The organism is Pseudomonas linyingensis (genome assembly GCF_900109175.1).
Taxonomy (GTDB): Bacteria; Pseudomonadota; Gammaproteobacteria; order Pseudomonadales; family Pseudomonadaceae; genus Geopseudomonas; species Geopseudomonas linyingensis.
Map to the genome: position 1 here is coordinate 1 of NZ_FNZE01000030.1, position 17,939 is coordinate 17,939.

The 17,939-nt window shown below is 65.2% G+C and carries 17 protein-coding genes, 1 tRNA gene and 1 pseudogene; 12 read left to right on the forward strand and 7 right to left on the reverse strand.

Translation table 11 applies throughout. The annotated features are described in order from the left end of the window. The first annotated feature begins 75 nt into the window (after nucleotides 1-75). Nucleotides 76-151, forward strand: a tRNA-Gly gene (locus tag BMZ19_RS21645). 113 nt (nucleotides 152-264) lie between these two features. Here BMZ19_RS21645 and BMZ19_RS21650 read toward each other — a convergent pair. Next, nucleotides 265-675 (reverse strand): PA2817 family protein, encoded by a 411-nt coding sequence (locus BMZ19_RS21650; protein WP_090313784.1) that lies wholly within the window; start codon nucleotides 673-675, stop codon nucleotides 265-267. A 152-nt stretch (nucleotides 676-827) separates the two neighbouring features. Between BMZ19_RS21650 and BMZ19_RS21655 the strand changes: the two genes are divergently transcribed. The 5 genes from BMZ19_RS21655 (at nucleotide 828) to queF (ending at nucleotide 7,613) form a co-directional block, all read left to right on the forward strand. Further along, entirely contained in the window at nucleotides 828-1,757 is a 930-nt protein-coding gene (locus tag BMZ19_RS21655) for an ABC transporter ATP-binding protein (RefSeq protein WP_090313786.1), read from the forward strand. Beyond that, nucleotides 1,758-2,537 (forward strand): ABC transporter permease, encoded by a 780-nt coding sequence (locus BMZ19_RS21660; protein WP_090313788.1) that lies wholly within the window; start codon nucleotides 1,758-1,760, stop codon nucleotides 2,535-2,537. A gap of 98 nt (nucleotides 2,538-2,635) precedes the next feature. Beyond that, the gene (locus BMZ19_RS21665; RefSeq protein WP_090313790.1) at nucleotides 2,636-3,652 is read left to right on the forward strand and encodes an efflux RND transporter periplasmic adaptor subunit; all 1,017 of its coding nucleotides are present in this window, start codon (nucleotides 2,636-2,638) and stop codon (nucleotides 3,650-3,652) included. Beyond that, nucleotides 3,649-6,702: an efflux RND transporter permease subunit gene (locus BMZ19_RS21670; protein ID WP_090313792.1), complete on the forward strand. Its 3,054-nt coding sequence runs from the start codon at nucleotides 3,649-3,651 to the stop codon at nucleotides 6,700-6,702. Before BMZ19_RS21665 ends, BMZ19_RS21670 begins: the two co-directional genes overlap by 4 nt. An 80-nt stretch (nucleotides 6,703-6,782) precedes the next feature. After that, entirely contained in the window at nucleotides 6,783-7,613 is an 831-nt protein-coding gene (queF, locus tag BMZ19_RS21675) for an NADPH-dependent 7-cyano-7-deazaguanine reductase QueF (RefSeq protein ID WP_090313812.1), read from the forward strand. Nucleotides 7,614-7,682: 69 nt separating this feature from the next. Here queF and BMZ19_RS21680 read toward each other — a convergent pair whose 3' ends face one another. Further along, a complete protein-coding gene (locus tag BMZ19_RS21680; RefSeq protein ID WP_090313794.1) occupies nucleotides 7,683-7,949 on the reverse strand; it encodes a DUF4404 family protein in 267 nt (88 codons plus the stop codon). Nucleotides 7,950-8,162: 213 nt separating this feature from the next. Here BMZ19_RS21680 and BMZ19_RS21685 point away from each other — a divergent pair, with 213 nt between their 5' ends. The 3 genes from BMZ19_RS21685 (at nucleotide 8,163) to rssC (ending at nucleotide 10,723) form a co-directional block, all read left to right on the forward strand. Next, complete coding sequence (locus tag BMZ19_RS21685) at nucleotides 8,163-8,864, forward strand: MlaA family lipoprotein (RefSeq protein ID WP_090313796.1); 702 nt, start codon at nucleotides 8,163-8,165, stop codon at nucleotides 8,862-8,864. Nucleotides 8,865-9,053: 189 nt separating this feature from the next. Further along, nucleotides 9,054-10,244, forward strand: coding sequence for a two-component system response regulator RssB (rssB, locus tag BMZ19_RS21690; protein ID WP_090313798.1), 1,191 nt, complete (start codon nucleotides 9,054-9,056; stop codon nucleotides 10,242-10,244). After that, the gene (gene rssC, locus BMZ19_RS21695) at nucleotides 10,241-10,723 is read left to right on the forward strand and encodes an anti-sigma factor antagonist RssC (RefSeq protein ID WP_090313800.1); all 483 of its coding nucleotides are present in this window, start codon (nucleotides 10,241-10,243) and stop codon (nucleotides 10,721-10,723) included. Before rssB ends, rssC begins: the two co-directional genes overlap by 4 nt. A 235-nt stretch (nucleotides 10,724-10,958) precedes the next feature. Here the strand turns inward: rssC and BMZ19_RS21700 are convergent, their stop codons facing one another. From BMZ19_RS21700 to BMZ19_RS22745, 5 genes are all read right to left on the reverse strand, one after another. After that, nucleotides 10,959-11,459, reverse strand: a complete 501-nt coding sequence (locus BMZ19_RS21700) for a flavin reductase family protein (protein WP_244517299.1) — start codon at nucleotides 11,457-11,459, stop codon at nucleotides 10,959-10,961. An 8-nt stretch (nucleotides 11,460-11,467) separates the two neighbouring features. Then, a complete protein-coding gene (locus BMZ19_RS21705; RefSeq protein WP_090313802.1) occupies nucleotides 11,468-12,673 on the reverse strand; it encodes an OmpP1/FadL family transporter in 1,206 nt (401 codons plus the stop codon). A gap of 9 nt (nucleotides 12,674-12,682) precedes the next feature. Continuing rightward, nucleotides 12,683-13,912 carry a styrene monooxygenase/indole monooxygenase family protein gene (locus tag BMZ19_RS21710; protein ID WP_090313804.1) on the reverse strand — a complete coding sequence of 410 codons (1,230 nt, stop codon included), beginning with the start codon at nucleotides 13,910-13,912 and terminating at the stop codon, nucleotides 12,683-12,685. A gap of 181 nt (nucleotides 13,913-14,093) precedes the next feature. Next, nucleotides 14,094-15,080 carry an AraC family transcriptional regulator gene (locus BMZ19_RS21715; protein WP_244517300.1) on the reverse strand — a complete coding sequence of 329 codons (987 nt, stop codon included), beginning with the start codon at nucleotides 15,078-15,080 and terminating at the stop codon, nucleotides 14,094-14,096. Nucleotides 15,081-15,135: 55 nt separating this feature from the next. Continuing rightward, complete coding sequence (locus BMZ19_RS22745; RefSeq protein WP_244517301.1) at nucleotides 15,136-15,288, reverse strand: hypothetical protein; 153 nt, start codon at nucleotides 15,286-15,288, stop codon at nucleotides 15,136-15,138. Between the two features lie 607 nt (nucleotides 15,289-15,895). Between BMZ19_RS22745 and mhpB the strand changes: the two genes are divergently transcribed. The 3 genes and pseudogenes from mhpB to BMZ19_RS22310 all read left to right on the forward strand — a co-directional run. Then, nucleotides 15,896-16,840 (forward strand): 3-carboxyethylcatechol 2,3-dioxygenase, encoded by a 945-nt coding sequence (gene mhpB / locus BMZ19_RS21720; RefSeq protein WP_090313808.1) that lies wholly within the window; start codon nucleotides 15,896-15,898, stop codon nucleotides 16,838-16,840. A gap of 88 nt (nucleotides 16,841-16,928) precedes the next feature. Beyond that, nucleotides 16,929-17,798, forward strand: coding sequence for an alpha/beta fold hydrolase (locus tag BMZ19_RS21725; RefSeq protein WP_090313810.1), 870 nt, complete (start codon nucleotides 16,929-16,931; stop codon nucleotides 17,796-17,798). Nucleotides 17,799-17,845: 47 nt separating this feature from the next. Further along, nucleotides 17,846-17,939 (forward strand): annotated as a pseudogene (locus BMZ19_RS22310) (2-keto-4-pentenoate hydratase); the annotation flags it as partial.

Below are 17,939 nucleotides of genomic sequence, written 5' to 3' on the forward strand. Positions count from 1 at the left end.
AAGCGTGGCGCGATCCACCGGCGAAAGCCGAGGATCAGCAGGCGGTAAAACGCCTGATCGCCCGAAAGGGACACTGCGGGAATAGCTCAGTTGGTAGAGCACGACCTTGCCAAGGTCGGGGTCGCGAGTTCGAGTCTCGTTTCCCGCTCCAGATATGAAAAGACGCCACCTTCGGGTGGCGTCTTTTTTTGTGCGCGTTTTTCAGGTGGACGGCTCCGGCGGACAGCCCCCGACTTGCTGGAGTCGGGGGAGGTTGCCGGCGGCTCAGTGGCGCGGGCTGTCGTCCGGCAGGGCGAGCAGCTGCTTCTCGCGCTCCCAGTCGAACTCCTCGTCATCCTCCTCGGCGGCGAAGCGGCGCTCGTCGAGTTGCTGATACAACTCGATTTCCTCGTCCGGCATGTAGTGCAGGCAGTCGCCGCCGAAGAACCACAGCAGGTCGCGCGGGATCAGGTGAGCGATCTGCGGGTAGCGGTGGAACACCTGGACGATCAGTTCCTGGCCCTGGGTCATGGCGTCTTCGGGCTGGCGCGGCAGCTCGGCCAGCAGCTCGTCGAAGCGCTCGAGAAACAGCGCGTGGTTCTCTTCCGGCACCTGTTCAGCTTCGCCCAGGGCGGCCAGGATGGTGCGCAGATGGACGAGCAGGGCAAGGTGATGGTCGATGTAGGTGGTGGCCATGGCAGGATCCGGCAGTAAAACGGCGGACAAGTATAGCAGCTGCAATCGGTGCGATTAGCGCCCGCAAATGCCGGTACAGATGGGGCTTGAGGTTGCATTTGGGTCTGCAAGCCCCTATCTAGTGCACTCGATTTCCCGCGCGTGCCTCTCCCATGACCCCCGCACTGACCATTCGCCAGTTGACCAAGACCTATGGCAACGGCTTCCAAGCCCTCAAGGGCATCGATCTGGATGTCGCCGAAGGCGACTTCTTCGCCCTGCTCGGCCCCAACGGGGCGGGCAAGTCGACCACCATCGGTATTCTCTCCACCCTGGTCAACAAGACCGGCGGCCGCGTCGAGGTGTTCGGTCACGATCTCGACCGCGATCCGTCGGGGCTCAAGCGCTGCCTCGGTGTGGTGCCGCAGGAGTTCAACTTCAACCAGTTCGAGAAGGCCTTCGACATTCTCGTCGCCCAGGCCGGCTACTACGGCATTCCGGCGCGTATCGCTGGCGAGCGTGCCGAGCATTACCTCACCGAGCTGGGGCTGTGGGACAAGCGCGACGTGCCGTCGCGCATGCTCTCCGGCGGCATGAAGCGCCGCCTGATGATCGCCCGCGCGCTGATCCACCAGCCACGCCTGCTGATCCTCGACGAGCCCACCGCCGGCGTCGACATCGAACTGCGCCGTTCGATGTGGACCTTCCTGACCGAGCTGAACCGGCAGGGCATCACCATCATCCTCACCACGCACTATCTGGAGGAGGCCGAGCAGCTGTGCCGCAACATCGGCATCATCGACCACGGCCGCATCGTCGAGAACACTAGCATGCGCGAGCTGCTGATGAAGCTGCATGTGGAGACCTTCCTGTTCGATCTGCGCAGCCCGCTTGCCGCGGCGCCGACGCTGACCGGTTATCCGGCCCAGCTGGTCGATCCGCTGACCCTCGAGGTGCAGGTGGAGAAGAGCCAGGGCCTCAACGAGCTGTTCGCCCAGCTCGCCGCGCAGGGTGTCGAGGTGCTCAGCCTGCGCAACAAGACCAACCGCCTGGAGGAGCTGTTCGTCTCCCTGGTGGAAAAGAATCTCGCCGGAGGCCAGTGAATGTCTGTCGAACTGCGTGCCAACTGGGTCGCCCTGCAAACCATCGTGCGCAAGGAAGTGCGCCGCTTCACCCGCATCTGGCCACAGACCCTGCTGCCCCCGGCGATCACCATGGTTCTGTACTTCGTCATCTTCGGCAACCTGATCGGCCGGCAGATCGGCGACATGGGCGGGTTCTCCTACATGGAGTACATCGTCCCCGGTCTGATCATGATGTCGGTGATCACCAACTCCTACGGCAACGTGGTGTCGAGCTTCTTCGGCGCCAAGTTCCAGCGTTCGGTCGAGGAGTTGCTGGTATCGCCGACCTCGCCGCATGTGATTCTGGTCGGCTTCGTCCTCGGCGGCGTGCTGCGCGGGCTGGCGGTAGCGGCGATCGTCACCACGCTGTCGCTGTTCTTTACCGACCTGCGGGTGCACCATGCCGGCGTCACCGTGATGGTGATCCTGCTGGCGGCGACCATCTTCGCGCTGTGCGGGTTCATCAATGCCGTCTATGCGCGCAACTTCGACGATATCTCGATCATTCCGACCTTCGTGCTGACACCGCTGACCTATCTGGGCGGCGTGTTCTACTCGATCAGCATGCTCTCGCCGTTCTGGCAGACGGTGTCGCTGGGCAACCCGATCCTGCACATGGTCAATGCCTTCCGCTACGGCATCCTCGGCGTCTCCGACATCCATATCGGTACAGCCCTCGGCCTGATGCTGCTGGCCGCCGCGGTGCTGTACACCGCCTGCTATCAGCTGCTCAGTCGCGGCATCGGCATGCGCCAGTGACGGGCAACATGCCGACACATCTTGCCGCCCGCCGGCCGCGAGGGATCGCCCGGGCGGGATAGACTGAACAGGATGCTCCGCCGGCGAGGATCCTGCCCATGTCCCGCGTCCTGCTCGTCGCCCTGCTGCTCCTGCTACCCGGCTGGCTGGCCGCGCAGCAGCCCGCCACCCTGGTCGAGGTGGTGCAGCCGCAGCGCAGTCTGGTGCGCGACGAGCTGCTGACCTTCGGCTCGCTGCTGGCCGACGAGTCGGTGCTGCTGCGCCCGGAGATCGACGGGCGCATCGCCGCCCTGCATTTCCAGGAAGGCGAGCGGGTCGCGGCCGGCGCCCTGCTGGTCAGCCTCGACGATGCGGTGAGCCGCGCCGAGCTGGCCCAGGCACGGGCCGATCTGGAGCTGGCCGAGCGCAGTCTGCAGCGCGCCCGGCAGCTGTTCCAACGCGGCGCCAGCAATCCCCAGGCCCTCGATCAGGCGCGCGCCCAGCAGCGCGCGGCGCTGGCCAGCGTGCAGCTGGCCGAGGCGCGCCTGGACAAGACGCGCCTGCGTGCGCCGCACGCCGGTACCCTCGGCCTGCGTCAGGTCAGCGTCGGCGACTACGTCGAGGCCGGCCAGGATCTGGTCAACCTGGAGGTGCTCGACCCGCTGAAGGTCGAGTTCCGCATCCCGCAGCGGGCGGTCAGCCAGGTGCGCCGCAGCCAGGCGGTGGAGCTGGGCGTCGACGCCTGGCCCGGCGAGCGCTTTGCTGGGCGCATCTACGCCCTCAACCCGCGTCTCGACGAGGTTGGTCGCAGTCAGGCGGTGCGCGCCCAAGTGGCCAACGCCGACGGCCGCCTGCACCCGGGGCAGTTCGTGCGCCTGTGGGTGATCCTCGCCGAGCGGCCACAGGCCGTGCTGCTACCCGAGGAGGCGGTGATGCCGCTGGGAGCCCAGCAGTACGTCAACCTGGTGGTCGACGGCCGCGTCGAGCGCCGCGCGGTGCAGCTGGGCCGGCGCCGCGACGGTCTGGTGGAGATCCGCGAGGGGTTGGACGGCACGGAAAGCGTGATCAGCGCCGGCTGGCACAAGGTCGCCCCGGGCATGGCGGTGCGAACCCGCGAGGCGGGGAAGGGCGCATGATCGTCGCCGACACCTGCATCCGCCGCCCGGTGTTCGCTTGGGTGCTGTCGCTGGTCGTGGTGCTGGTCGGCCTGCTCGCCTGGCAGCGTCTGGCGGTGCGCGAGTATCCCAACATCGACGTGCCGATCGTCACGGTCAACGTCAGCTATCCCGGCGCCAGCCCGGAGATCATGGAGTCGCAGGTCGCGCAGCCGATCGAGGACGTGCTGTCGGGCATCGAGGGGCTGGACTTCGTCACCTCGATCAGTCGTTCCGAGAACACCCAGATCACCGCGCAGTTCCGCCTGCAGACCTCTGCCGACGAGGCCGCCAACGACGTGCGCGATCGCCTCGGTCGGGTGCGCGCGCTGCTCCCCGACGAGATCAGCGAACCGCTGGTACAGAAGGTCGAGGCCGACGCCTTCCCGGTAATCTGGCTGGCGCTGTACAGCGACAGCCACAACGCGCTGGAGCTCACCGACGTCGCCGAGCGCCTGCTCAAGGACCGCCTGCAGGTGCTGCCAGGGGTCGCCGAGGTGCAGGTCCGCGGTGCGCGCACCTACGCCATGCGCCTGTGGCTCGATCCGGAGAAGCTCGCCGCGCACAACCTCACGGTGCAGGACGTCGAGGACGCCTTGCGCCGGCAGAACGTGGAGATTCCGGCCGGGCGCATCGAGTCGCGCCAGCGCGAGTTCAGTGTGCTGGCGGAGACCGACCTGCGCAGCGCCGAGCAGTTCGAGCAGCTGATCCTCGCCGACGCCGGCGGCTACCTGCTGCGCCTGGCCGACGTCGGTCGCGCCGAACTGGGCGCCCGCGACGAGCGTAGCGTGGTGCGCTACAACGGCCGCCAGGCGGTGTCGCTGGGGATGATCAAGCAGGCCACCGCCAATCCGCTGGAGATCTCCGACGGCCTGGCCCGCGAGTGGCAGGAGGTCCTCGCCGTGCTTCCCGAAGGCATGCAGCTGGCGGTGGCCAACGACAACTCGCTGTTCATCCGCGAATCCATCGCCAACGTCTACGCGGCGATCTGGGAGGCGGTGGCGCTGGTCATCCTGATCATCTTCCTGTTCCTGCGCTCGCTGCGCGCCACCCTGATCCCGCTGGTGACCATCCCGGTGTCGCTGATCGGCGCCTTCGCCCTGATGGCCGCGCTCGGCTTCACCGTCAACACCCTGACCCTGCTGGCCCTGGTGCTGGCCATCGGCCTGGTGGTGGACGACGCCATCGTGATGCTGGAGAACGTCCATCGTCACATCGAGCAGGGCATGGCGCCGTTGCAGGCGGCCTTCAAGGGCAGCCGCGAGATCGCCTTCGCGGTGATCGCCATGACCCTGACCTTGGCCGCGGTCTACGCGCCGATCGGTTTCATCCAGGGCAACACCGGGCGGCTGTTCACCGAGTTCGCCTGGACCCTGGCCGGCGCGGTGCTGGTCTCCGGCTTCGTCGCCCTCAGCCTGTCGCCGATGATGTGCGGCCACCTGCTGCGCCCCCGCGACGCCCGGAGCCACGGTCGCGCCTACCGACTGATCGAGGACGGCCTGGAGGCCATGCACCGTGGCTACCGCCGCCAGCTCGGCTGGTGGCTGGACCGCCCGCTGTGGATTCTGCCGTTGCTGCTCGGTGTGCTGCTGGCCTGCGCTGCACTGTTCGTCTCCCTGCGCAGCGAGCTGGCGCCGACCGAGGACACCGGCACCATCGTCGGCAGCATCAGCGCTCCGGATGGCGCCACCCTGGCCTACACCAGCCGCCACGCCGAGCAGCTGGAGGCGGTCTACGCCGGGGTGCCCGAGGCCAACCGCTACCTGCTGATCGTCGGTTTTCCCACCGTGGCCCAGGGCATCTCCTTCCTCAAGCTGGAGGACTGGGACGAGCGCGCGCGCAGCCAGTTCGCCATCCGCAGCGCCATCCTGCCGCAGATGCTGGAGATTCCCGGCATCCGTGCCTTCCCGATCAACCGCCCGCCTCTCGGGCAGAGCGCCCGCCAGCAGGCGGTGAGCCTGGTGATCCGCTCCTCGCTGGACTACGCCGAGATCGAGCAGTACCTCGAGCGGTTGCTCGAGGCGCTGAGCGACTATCCGGGCCTGGAGAGCCTGGACAGCGACCTGCGCCTGAACACCCCGCAGCTGCGCATCGACGTCGACCGCGAGCAGGCGGTGGCGGTAGGCAGCGACGTGGCGGTGATCGGTCGCAGTCTGGAAAGCCTGTTCGGCAGCCGCCAGGTGACCCGCTTCAAGCGCGGCGGCGAGCAGTACGACGTGCTGGTGCAACTGGAGGGCATCGACCGCAGCAACCCCGACGACCTCTACCGGGTCCATGTGCGCGCCGCCGACGGCAGCATGGTGCAGCTGGCCAACCTGATTCGCGTCGAGGAGAGCGTGGCGCCGCGCGAACTCAACCACTTCAACCAGCTGCGCGCGGTGACCGTCACCGCCAACGTCGGCGCCGGGCACACCCTGGGCGAGGCGCTGGACCATCTGGAGTCGCGGGCGCGGGCGATCTTCCCGCCCGCCACCCAGTTCGACTACACCGGCACCTCGCGCGACTTCAGGGAGTCGGCCAGCGGCATGGTGCTGATCTTCGCCCTGGCGCTGGCGTTCATCTATTTGGTACTGGCGGCGCAGTTCGAGAGCTTCGTCGACCCCCTGATCATCCTGCTCAGCGTGCCGCTGTCGATGGTCGGTGCGCTGCTGGCGCTCAAGCTGTTCGGCGGCACCCTCAACATCTACTCGCAGGTCGGCCTGGTCACCCTGATCGGCATCATCACCAAGCACGGCATCCTCATCGTCGCCTTCGCCAACCAGTTGCTGCGCGAGGGCGAGGAGTTGCGCACGGCGATCCTCGAGGCCTCGGTGCTGCGCCTGCGGCCGATCCTGATGACCACCGCGGCCACGGTGCTCGGCGCGCTGCCACTGGTGCTCGGCAGCGGTGCCGGCGCCGAGAGCCGTCGGCAGATCGGCCTGGTGATCGTCGGTGGCATGCTGCTCGGCACCCTGTTCTCGCTGCTGGTGATCCCGGTGCTGTACCGCCAGCTGCGGCGGCTGGTACCGGTGGGCCGGCCGCTGGAGTCGTGAGCGGCGATCCGCCGTGCGGACTTGCCTTGACCGGCGCATGCCGTCAGGATTGGCCGTTTTTCACGCTGATCGAGCAGGCCATGGCGCAAGACGTCCATCATTCCCCTCTGGGCAAGACCACCGAGTACGTGGCCGAGTATGCCCCCGAGTTGCTGTTTCCCATCCCGCGCGCGCCCAAGTGGATCGAGCTGGGCATCGATCCGGCGGCGCTGCCGTTCCAGGGCGTCGATCTGTGGAACTGCTACGAGCTGTCCTGGCTGACCGAAAAGGGCAAGCCGGTGGTGGCCATCGGCGAGTTCGCCATTCCGGCGCACTCGCCCTGCATCATCGAGTCCAAGTCGTTCAAGCTGTACCTCAACTCGCTGAACCAGACCCGCTTCGCCGGTCGCGAGGCGCTGGTCGAGGTGCTGGCGCGCGACCTGTCGGCCGCCGCCGGCGCGCCGGTGGCGGTGCGCGTGCGCAGCCTGGATGAAGTGGCCGCGGAGGGCGTGACGCGCCCGGCCGGCGAATGCATCGACGAGCAGGACATCGCCATCGACCACTACGGCCCGCCGGATGCCGGGCTGCTGGTCTGCGACCGTTCGCGGCTGGTCAGCGAAACCCTGCACAGCCAGTTGCTCAAGTCCAACTGCCCGGTCACCGGTCAGCCGGACTGGGGTACGGTGGTCATCGACTACGCCGGTCCGGCGCTGGATCGCGCCGCGCTGCTGGCCTATGTGGTGTCGCTGCGCATGCATGGCGACTTCCACGAGCAGTGCGTCGAGCGTATCTACCTCGATCTCAAGGCCCTGCTGCAGCCCGAGCGTCTGACCGTGCATGCGCGCTACGTGCGCCGCGGCGGGCTGGACATCAATCCGTACCGCAGCACCCACGCGGTCAGTCCGGACAACCGCCGCCTGGTGCGCCAGTAGGCGGCGCATGCTGCGAACATGAAAAAGCCGGCCTGTTTCCCAGGCCGGCTTTTTTGTTGCAGGCGAAACTCAGATGCCCATGTTGGCCAGGCTCTGCAGGATCGAGCGCAGGCTCACGGCCAGGGTCGGGTGGCTGACCTCGAAGCGCTCCACCGCCAGGTTGACGCCGTCGACCAGGCTGGCATCCGGCTCGCTGGCGATCTCGCGGGCCAGCTGCACCTCGATTTCGCTCATCAGTTCGATCAGCGCGGCCTTGTCCTCGTCGCTCAGCGGCGGATCCTCGGCCAGCTGGTTGCGCAGGTCTTGCAGTTGCTGCTGGAGTTGGCGTTCGGGCATTGCGATCTTCCTTCTGCGGTGGTCCGGGCCGGCGGCTGCGACGGCCAGCCTTATATCTGCAAGACTAACCTACCGCGCGGCTTTGCGGGTGATCCGCATCAAGGCTCATCGGTCGGTAGTGGCTGCAAAAAATTTCGACAAGCATATACTGCGCGCCTGAAATATGGTCGGTCGAGACGGCCGCTCATGCTGGAAGTTCAAGGAGACAAGTACATGCGTGATCATTGCGCGAACGGGGTGAGGCATTCCCTGCTCCTGCTGGCCATGGCAGGCCTGGCGCTGCTGCCCGTCGTCACCCAAGCCAGCGAGGAGGACCCCTGGGAGTCCTTCAATCGGCCGATCTTCGTGTTCAACGACACCCTGGACACCTACGCGCTGAAGCCGCTGGCGCGCGGCTACCAGGCGGTGACCCCGCAGTTCCTCGAGGATGGCATCGGCAACGTGTTCGCCAACCTCGGCGAGGTTGGCAACTTCGCCAACAACACCCTGCAGGGCAAGCTCCATGATGCCGGCGTCGATACCGCGCGCTTCCTGATCAATACCACGGTCGGTGTGGCAGGCTTCTTCGATGTGGCCCGGCATGCCGGCCTGCAGCGCAACGACGAGGACTTCGGTCAGACCCTGGGTGCCTGGGGCGTCTCCAGTGGACCCTACCTGATGCTGCCGTTCTTCGGGCCGAGTTCGCCGCGTGATGCCTCGGGCCTGGCGGTCGACAGCCTGCACTCGTTCTACGGGGCGATCGACCATGTGCCGACGCGCAACACCACCCGCGCCGTCGATGTGGTCGACACTCGCGCCGATCTGCTGTCGGCCGAGAAGGTCATCAGCGGCGACAAGTACCTGTTCATCCGCAATGCTTACCTGCAGAACCGCGAGTTCAAGGTGCAGGATGGCCAGGTCGAGGACGACTTCTAAGGATGGGGCGTAGCAGCCTGCAGGGATGCGGCATAAGGACACTGTAAGCATATATATCCGCACCCGGCGCCCGGCTTGAACGCCGATGCCGATGCGAGTAGTGTCGCGCCATATATCGGCAGCCGCAGGCGACCGATGTGTTCAACCTGTCTTCTGAGCCGCATGCGGCGCCGTTTGCCTGGATGATTCATGCACACAATCAGTGCCAAGCTGCTGGTCATTGATGCCGACGAAAAGGTGCGCGCCAGCCTGTGCGCCTGCCTCGAAGATGCGGGTTTCTGCCTGCTGGAAGCGGCCACCGGCCGTCGCGGCCTGGAGCTGTTCGAGCAGGAGCAGCCGGATCTGGTGATCTGCGACCTGAACACCCCGGAGCTCGATGGTCGGGGGTTGATTCAGCGGATTGCCGAACTCGACAGCGACGTGCCGGTCATCGTGGTCTCCGCGGCCGGGGTGATGAGCGATGCGGTCGAGGCCCTGCGCCTGGGCGCCGCCGACTATCTGGTCAAGCCACTGGAAGATCCGGGCATGCTCGAGCATTCGGTGCGCCGGGCGCTGGACCGCGCACGTCTGCGTCAGGAAAATCGCCGCTACCGCGAGCGCCTCGAGTCGACCAATCGGGAGCTGCAGGCCAGCCTGAGCCTGCTCCAGGAAGACCAGAATGCCGGGCGTCATGTGCAGATGAACATGTTGCCGGTGACGCCCTGGGAGGCCGGTGAATTCCACTTTGCCCACCAGATCATTCCTTCGCTGTACCTGTCCGGCGACTTCGTCGACTACTTCCGTGTCGACGAGCGGCGAATCGGCTTCTACCTGGCCGACGTCTCCGGACACGGAGCCTCCTCGGCCTTCGTCACCGTGCTGCTCAAGTTCATGACCACGCGCCTGCTCTACGAGTCGCGGCGCTACCGCAATCGCCCGCTGCCGGAGTTCCATCCCTCCCAGGTGCTTGGCCACATCAACCGTGGTCTGATCAACTGCAAGCTGGGCAAGCATGTGACCATGCTCGGCGGGGTGATCGACGAGAGTACCGGCAAGCTCACCTACAGCGTTGGCGGGCATCTGCCGTTGCCGGTGTTCTACAGTGATGGACAGGCGCGCTATCTCGAGGGGCGCGGGTTGCCGGTCGGTCTGTTCGAACAGGCGACCTACGAGGATCGCGAACTGATGTTGCCGGAACGTTTCAGCCTCACCCTGTTTTCCGACGGGATCTTCGACCTGCTGCCGGGCGAGACGCTCAAGGACAAGGAGGCGATCCTGCCGCAACTGGTCTGCCAGGCAGGCGGCAGTCTGGAAGGCTTGCGCCGGGTGTTCGGGCTGGCCAACCTCGGCGAGATGCCGGATGATATCGCCTTGCTGGTGCTGAGCAGGAAGTTTGCATGAGTACGGGTAAGATCCAGTTTGCCGAGCAGCAAGGCACTTTCGTTCTCAAGTTTGTCGGTGAAGTCCGTCTGACCCTGTGTTCGGCACTCGATGCCACCATCGAGAAGATCTTCGGCGCGCGCAACTTTTCGTCGATCGTCATCGATCTGACGGAGACGTCCAGCATCGACAGCACCACCCTCGGTCTGCTGGCCAAGCTGTCCATCCTCTCGCGGCAGAAGGTCGGCCTGCTGCCGGCCCTGGTGACCACCAACCCGGACATCACTCGCCTGCTGGAATCGATGGGCTTCGATCAGGTGTTCAATATCCTGGGGACGCCGCTGCCCTGTCCCGAGTGTCTGAGCGACCTGCCGCCGCAGGATGTTTCCGAAGAGCAGGTGAAGGCCAAGGTACTGGAAGCGCACCGCATCCTCATGGGACTCAACGAGCACAATCGCGAAGCCTTCCGCGATCTGGTGACCGCGCTGGAGCGTCACTGAGGCCGTTGGGGTGTTCGTCAATGGCAAAGCTGCACTGATCGATCAGCGCGGTTGTCTGGGGTCACGTTGCCCGCCCGCCCGCCCGCCCGCCAGACGATGCGCGGCTTCCCGCGCATCGTTTCTTGATGTGGTTACGCATCATCGCGCACTCCTGAACTGCGCCGGATAGCCGGTGCTGACTATTCAGGTCTGAGCATGCGCTCCTGCACCATGCACAGGGGCGCACGTGTTTTCCTCAGGCGGCCTGATTACTTCCTCTCAAGGTCGCGTAATTCCCTTTGAAGAACACCAATGGTTCGCGTTGAGGGTCTGGCAGATTCAGACGTAGCACCCGACCGACGATGATCATGTGGTCACCGCCATCGTAGCGATGCTCGGTCGCACACTCGAACCGCGCCAGGCAGCCGTGTAGCAGTGGCACGTCGCCAAGTCCCGTAGCGGTATTGAGCCCGGCGAACTTGTCGGTGGAGGCTCTCGCGAAGCGGTCAGAGAGTGCTGCCTGATCCGCCCCCAGCACATGCACGGCAAAGTGCTCGGCCTGGGCGAAGCTGGTGTAGCTGTAGGCGCTCTTGGCGATGCTCCAGAGCACCAGTGGTGGGCTCAGCGACACCGAGTTGAAGCTGCTCGCGGTCACGCCGATCGGTTGCTGCCGGTCGTCCTGGGTGGTCACGATGGTGATGCCGGTCGCGAAGTTGCCCAATGCCAGTCGTAACTCTTTATCTGCGATCATCTTCATACCACCCCCTAAAACGCGATGCCGTAACTCAGGGACAGCCAGTGTTGCCCCATGTAGACGTTGGTCAGGCCGTCCGGCCCCGGGCCGTCGCCCTTGACCTTCTCCTTGAACGAGCGAGCGTAGGCCACAGACAGTTCGTGGTCTTTGCTGAGGCGATAGGTAGCCCCCGCCGTCGCATGCCGGCGGTTGGCGGACGGCGCCAGCAGGCCGAGGTAGGTGTCCTTGCTGTCGATGAGTTTGCTGCCGTGGTTGTAGCCGGCACGCAGTGTCAGCTCGGGGAGTACGTCGTAGGCCGCACCCGCACGCCACACCGTCTGGTTCTGCCAGCCGAAGCCGGGGCCGTTGGAGCTGCCGGGGGCGCCGGTTGCGGACCCGACGCCCGGATTGGCGAGGGATTTGACGTCGCCCCACATGATGCGTTGCACATCCAGCCCAAGCGTCAGCCGGCCCTTTCGATAGGCCAGGCCCATGGCATAGGTTTCCGGCATATCCATGTCGCCGTCTTCGGCCAGCAGATGCTCGAAGCGGTCCATCTTCGACATGTAGCCACGGGTGGCATAGCTGGCGCCGAAGGTGAGTTCATCGTTGAGCCTGGCCATCCAGCCCAGGCGCAAGCCCGTACCATAGGCCACGTCGCGCCCCTCGGGCAGGCCGATGCTGCCGGTGCCGTCGATATCCAGCGCCTGGCGGATCAGCAGCAGTCCCACACCGACGCTGTGCACCTCATTCAGTTGCCGCGAATAGCTCAGGGTTCCGACCATCTGCTGGAATTCCGAGCCGGGGCTCTGCAGGCCGCCGATATTGTCCGAGCTGGCGTAGCCGGTCCCCACGCCATTGCCCACCAGGCTGAGGCCGATGCTGCTGCGCTCGTCGAGCATCTTGTTCAGGCCGAGCTGGGGGATCACATACAGATCCCGGTCGTGGGAGGCCTCGTAGTCCGTGCCGGCGAACTCGGCGCCCTGGTCGACCTTGAGGAACGCTACGCCGAGGTCAAGGCGATCCCCTACCTGCACCATGCCCGCAGGGTTGGATGCGCCAACCAGGGCGTCCTGCGGCAGGGCCATCACCACGCCGCCCATGCCTTCGGATTTCACCCCGTAGCCGTGGGGCATGGTGCCCTGGGTCGCCTGGGCGATGCTGCAGGGAAGCGCACACAGGGCTACGGCGCTGGCCGCAATGCGCAGGCCGTGCCGTTTATATTCTTTTATGGTCATGGCTCCCCCTCAGGCGGCTTGGCTGGCGAAGGAGGCGATGAAGCGCTCGGCTTCCTCGTTGTCGTAGTACCAGGGTGTGAGCATCTTCGGATCGTTGAAGGCGTTGGAGAAGTGCGCTGCCAGCTGCGGCAGGCGGCCACAGGCGCTGAGCACCTTGAGTACCGGCTCGGTAGGCGGCAGCAGATGGGTGTTGGTGAACTTGGCCACCCATTGGGCGTAGTCCCAATAGCGCGCAAAGGTGGCGTTTTTCCACTGGTCGTCGAAGGCCTTCTCACCTTGGTCGAGGATGCATTGCATGTAGACGTTGGCGCACTTGCTGGCGTTGTTGGAGCCCTGGCCAGTGATGGGATCGTTAAGGACCAGGACATCGGCCATGCCGAGCACGGTACGTCCGGAGGGCAGGTAGCCGACCGGCTTGCGAACGGTCGGGGTTACGCGCCCCACCAGCGTGCATTGGTCGTCGGTCAGGCGCAGGTTCCGGCAGCGTTCGGCTTCCCAGGGGAAGTACTCCTCGATCATCTGTACGGCCAGCGCCAAGTGTTCTTCCTGGGTCTTCACCTCGTGCCAGCGATCCATCGGACCATTCGGAATGCACTCGAGGTTGATGATGTCGCAGGGGCCGGACAGGGTCATGCCCGGGAAGTTGACGAGTTCGCCGATGCCCGGGTTGATGCTGATATTGAGTGCGGAGAAGTCCTCGCGCGGCTTCATCCCGTGCACGTAGGTCAGCGAAATGGTGCGCAGCGAGGCGTCGAACGGGCTCAGCTCGTTGTCGCGCTCGAACAGCTTGCCGATCTCGCCCTTGCCGGTGGCAACGATCACCAGGTCGCTGGTCTGCGCGTAGCGCTCCAGCTCCGGGATGCCGGCATCCTCGATCACCAGTTCGCCGCCACGACGCTGGAACTCGGCCATCCACACCGGCATCTTGATGCGCTGGTCCACCGATTGCCCCGGTGCGCACATCAGTCCGCGCCAGTCGATCAGCAGCTGATCGCCGCTGCCTGCGCGCATGTGCACGCCGTCGGTGGGCGGGCACTCCTGGTCCCAGAAGGCGATCCCGAGTTCACGCTCGAAGGCCAGTGCCATGTCGTACATGGACTGGCTGGACATGACGCGGCCTGCGCCGATCTGTTCGGCGCTGCGGTTGGAGGCGATGCGGACTGCATAGCCCTGGCCAAGCAGGCCGATGCCGAGTTGCAGGCCGGCCTGGCCGGCTCCGATGATGGTGATCTTGCGCATGCTTCGTTGCTCCGTTGACGGCTATTGGTGGAGCCCCCCTGCGGGAGGGCGATGCCAATGTGGAGCAACGGGAAGGACGGCAACTATGCGTGCAATGCAGAGAGTATGCGCAAAGTGCAGTTATTTGCCGGGAGGGTGTTCAGGCTGCGTTTATCGTCATGTTGAGCAGATTTGACGACTTTCAGTGCCTTTTGAGGATGGTCTCGCGGGGCGCCTCAGCGAAGCGATTACGGTATTCAGTGGCGAAACGGCCCAGCTGGAAGAAGCCCCAGTGGGTGGCTATTTCGGTGACGCTGCGCGGCTTGTGCGGGTCGAGCAGGTCCTGGCGTACCCGCTCCATGCGGATATCGCGCAGGTAACGCATGGGACTCATGCCGAGAAAGCTCTGGAATCCGCTGTACAGTGAGCGAGCGCTGACACCGGTCAGGTTCGCCAGCATCTCCGCGGTGATGGGCTGCTCCGGATGGGCCTGCAGGTACTCTTCGGCCAGTTTGACGTAGCGCGGCAGCACCTTGTTTTTGTGCTCATGCCCTTCGCCCTGCAGATTGTTCGGCTGCCATTGCAACAGCGTGGTCATCAGCGTCTGTTCGAACTGCGTGCGAATCAGCGGCGCCTCGAACAAGTGGGGAGCACGTTGCAGCTCTTCGAATACGCAATGAGCCATGTTGCTCCAGGCGCGGCCCGCGGCTCTCGACAAATCCATGCCCACCTGAAATCCGAGCGGCTGGCGAGGGCGGCGTCCCAGCAGGCTGACTGCATGCCGTTCCAGGGCATTGCGCTCGATACGCACCACGATTTTCCGGCAGTCGCTACTCCAGTTCATGGCGAGATGGTCTTCGGGCGAATGCACCGTGGCGTATCCCGCGTGGCTGAGCAAATAGTCGCTACCGGCCTGTTGCTGATCCGAGCCTGCCAACGGAATCTGCACCAAAAAGAAGCGCTCAAGACTCCCCGGCTCGATGTTCACCGCTGCACCGTAGCTCATCTGGCTGAAGCTCAAGTGTTCGGTTTTCCAATGCTGATGGTGATAGGACAAGTGCTCCAGGCCAGACTGCTGATGAAGTCTGTGGTCGCAGAAGATGCCTGCCACCAGTTGCCGGGTCTCATCCAGATCGCCGGATTGGTGGCAACTGAAGTCCAGGGCGAGACTATCGATAGCGTTGTTCACGGAGTTTGTGTGCTTCAGCCAATCGGAGGGAGAACCTGCTCGCGCTAAAGCGCGATCAGGAGTCACTGGCAGCAAAGCAAGCGTTGTGCCAATGGTGATCGAGGCTTGCTTGTGCGGCGAACTCTGCAGACTTGCGCGCTTTATGGCGCAGCATCGCGGCTGATCGCTGAATTTCCGACGGAAAGTGTCTGGCGGTGTGGTCGGGCATGATGGATTCCCTCTGTCAAATACTGACATCCAGGAGGAGCACGCTGGCGTGCTCAGGCCTTTTGTTGTTGTTTTTACGGCTTGGTGACGGCTCAACCTAGAGGCGCCTTCAGCGCAGGGCTATCCCATGACCGCTGCCGCTATCCGAGAAGTGCAGGAACCTGCTTCGACCGTCTGCCACTCCACCCCCGAGCACCCATCCGCAACCTCCGCTTGCCGGTCCATCCCGGCATGGCCAGGGCTCGCGCTCCGACACTTCGGGCGGGCAGGATTTTGCGCTGACGGGATAGCGCCGTGACTCAGGGGAGCGCTGGCCCCGAACGCCCTCCCTAAGATTGCGGGCATGTCAGCGCCAACGAGCGATCAGCAGGGGCGGCCGCCGAGTCGGTGTTGCACCAGGCGAAACGTTCGGGGCGATGCTCAGCGAGCCCGGCACCGTCCGGTGCAACCAACGGCAGCCTGCCGTCATCAGCCTGGGGAGATTCGCCCGTGAAAGACGCGATGCATCACGTTGTCCTGAAGTTTGCTGGCGCCGAGCGCGGTCTGGGCCGCATCGCCAGTGAAATCTGCGCTAGCCATTGCGGTGTGGGCGGGCAGGGGGCGTTGAAGTGAGCGCCTATCTGCAATGCCTGTCGCACACGCCATTGATGGGGCATTTCGACCCTGAGCCGGTCGTGCTGGCCGAGATCGCTGACGTGGTGACCAAGGCTCGTCAGCGGATCGCCGATTTTTCGCCGGAGCTGGTCATCCTGTTCTCGCCGGACCATTTCAACGGCTTCTTCTATGACGTGATGCCGTCGTTCTGTATCGGCATGGCAGCCCATGCCATCGGCGACTTTGGCACTGCCGCCGGCGTGCTCGACGTGCCGCGCGAGTTGGCCGAGGCGTGCGCCGATGCGGTGCTGGCGGCGGGGGTGGATGCCGCCGTGTCCTACCGCATGCAGGTCGACCACGGTTTCGCCCAGCCGCTGGAGCAACTGCTCGGCGGGCTGGATCGGTGTCCGGTAATTCCCGTCTTCATCAATTCAGTGGCCATACCGCTACCGGGCTTCCAGCGCGCCCGCCTGCTCGGCGAGGCCATCGGTCGCTTTGCTCGCACGCTGAACAAGCGGGTGCTGTTCCTCGGTTCAGGAGGACTGTCGCATCAGCCACCGGTACCGGAGCTGGCCAAGGTCGACGCCCGCATGGCCGACCGGCTGATGGGCAGCGGCCGCCACCTGCCTGCCGACGAGCGCGAAGCCCGCCAGCAGCGGGTGATCCTTGCCGCCCAGCGCTTCAGCCGCGACCCGAACACGCTGCATCCGCTCAACCCCGAGTGGGATCAGCAGTTTCTCGACATGCTGAGCGAGGGGCGTATCACCGAACTGGATGCGCTGGGCAACGCCGAGCTGTCTGCGCTAGCCGGCAGGTCCACCCATGAGGTGAAGACCTGGGTGGCGGCCTTCGCCGCCCTGTCCGCTTTCGGTCCCTATCAAGCCAGCGACCGCTATTACCGGCCGATCCCCGAATGGATCGCCGGCTTTGGCTCGCTCAGCGCCCGGCCGGCGAGCTGAGGCGGCACGAGCAGTTCCCAACTGCGCGCAGCGGCCATGCCTCGGCCTGGCCGCTGCGCGCCACAATCCGGATTGAGGCAAGCACGCGATGACGGCAACCACCCAGGCACCGACCGAGGCATCCACCAGCAGATTCGTCCGCATCCATGAGGGCGACCTCGACCTGCAGCTGCACTACAACGACTGCGGCGTGGGCAGCGAAACGGTGGTCATGCTACACGGCTCCGGTCCCGGCGCCAGCGGCTGGGCCAACTTCAACCGCAATATCGAGCCGCTGGTGAAGGCCGGCTACCGGGTGATCCTCATGGACTGCCCGGGCTGGAGCAGGAGCGACCCGATCGTCTGCAGCGGCTCGCGTTCCGACCTCAACGCTACCGCTCTCAAGGGCCTGCTCGACGCCCTCGACCTGGACCGCGTGCACATCATCGGAAACTCCATGGGCGGCCACAGTGCGGTGGCCTTCGCCCTGGCCAACCCCGCACGGGTCGGCAAGCTGGTGCTGATGGGCGGTGGCACCGGCGGCGCCAGCCCGTTCACGCCGATGCCCACCGAAGGCATCAAGCTGCTGCAGGGTCTGTACCGCGAGCCGACCATCGAAAACTTGAAGAAGATGATGAACGTCTTCGTCTACGACACCAGCGACCTCACCGAGGAGCTGTTCCAGGCCCGTCTCGACAACATGCTCAACCGTCGCGACCACCTGGAGAACTTCGTCAAGAGCCTGGCGGCCAACCCCAAGCAGTTCCCCGACTTCAGCCCGCGTCTCGCCGAGATCAAGGCGCAGACCTTGGTCATCTGGGGCAGCAACGACCGCTTCGTGCCGATGGACACCGGCCTGCGCCTGCTCGCCGGCCTGCCCAGCGCCGAGCTGCACGTGTTCAACCGCTGTGGCCACTGGGCGCAATGGGAGCACGCAGACAGATTCAACCGCCTGGTGCTGGATTTCCTCGGCCACTGAGCCGGCCGCCGCGCTTTTCCTTCCTTCGTCACTATTCGAGGCAACTCATGAGCGTGACCCAACAGACCCTGGAACAACTGGCCGCCGCCCTGCGCGGCGCCGAGGCGAGCGGGGTGGCCGTCGAGCCGCTGCGCGAGCTGA

Bases quoted from the DNA above. Each gene is read 5' to 3' on its own strand.
- BMZ19_RS21650 (WP_090313784.1), bottom strand. From the start codon at position 675: ATGGCCACCACCTACATCGACCATCACCTTGCCCTGCTCGTCCATCTG.
- BMZ19_RS21655 (WP_090313786.1), top strand. From the start codon at position 828: ATGACCCCCGCACTGACCATTCGCCAGTTGACCAAGACCTATGGCAAC.
- BMZ19_RS21660 (WP_090313788.1), top strand. From the start codon at position 1,758: ATGTCTGTCGAACTGCGTGCCAACTGGGTCGCCCTGCAAACCATCGTG.
- BMZ19_RS21665 (WP_090313790.1), top strand. From the start codon at position 2,636: ATGTCCCGCGTCCTGCTCGTCGCCCTGCTGCTCCTGCTACCCGGCTGG.
- BMZ19_RS21670 (WP_090313792.1), top strand. From the start codon at position 3,649: ATGATCGTCGCCGACACCTGCATCCGCCGCCCGGTGTTCGCTTGGGTG.
- queF (WP_090313812.1), top strand. From the start codon at position 6,783: ATGGCGCAAGACGTCCATCATTCCCCTCTGGGCAAGACCACCGAGTAC.
- BMZ19_RS21680 (WP_090313794.1), bottom strand. From the start codon at position 7,949: ATGCCCGAACGCCAACTCCAGCAGCAACTGCAAGACCTGCGCAACCAG.
- BMZ19_RS21685 (WP_090313796.1), top strand. From the start codon at position 8,163: ATGCGTGATCATTGCGCGAACGGGGTGAGGCATTCCCTGCTCCTGCTG.
- rssB (WP_090313798.1), top strand. From the start codon at position 9,054: ATGCACACAATCAGTGCCAAGCTGCTGGTCATTGATGCCGACGAAAAG.
- rssC (WP_090313800.1), top strand. From the start codon at position 10,241: ATGAGTACGGGTAAGATCCAGTTTGCCGAGCAGCAAGGCACTTTCGTT.
- BMZ19_RS21700 (WP_244517299.1), bottom strand. From the start codon at position 11,459: ATGAAGATGATCGCAGATAAAGAGTTACGACTGGCATTGGGCAACTTC.
- BMZ19_RS21705 (WP_090313802.1), bottom strand. From the start codon at position 12,673: ATGACCATAAAAGAATATAAACGGCACGGCCTGCGCATTGCGGCCAGC.
- BMZ19_RS21710 (WP_090313804.1), bottom strand. From the start codon at position 13,912: ATGCGCAAGATCACCATCATCGGAGCCGGCCAGGCCGGCCTGCAACTC.
- BMZ19_RS22745 (WP_244517301.1), bottom strand. From the start codon at position 15,288: ATGCCCGACCACACCGCCAGACACTTTCCGTCGGAAATTCAGCGATCA.
- BMZ19_RS21725 (WP_090313810.1), top strand. From the start codon at position 16,929: ATGACGGCAACCACCCAGGCACCGACCGAGGCATCCACCAGCAGATTC.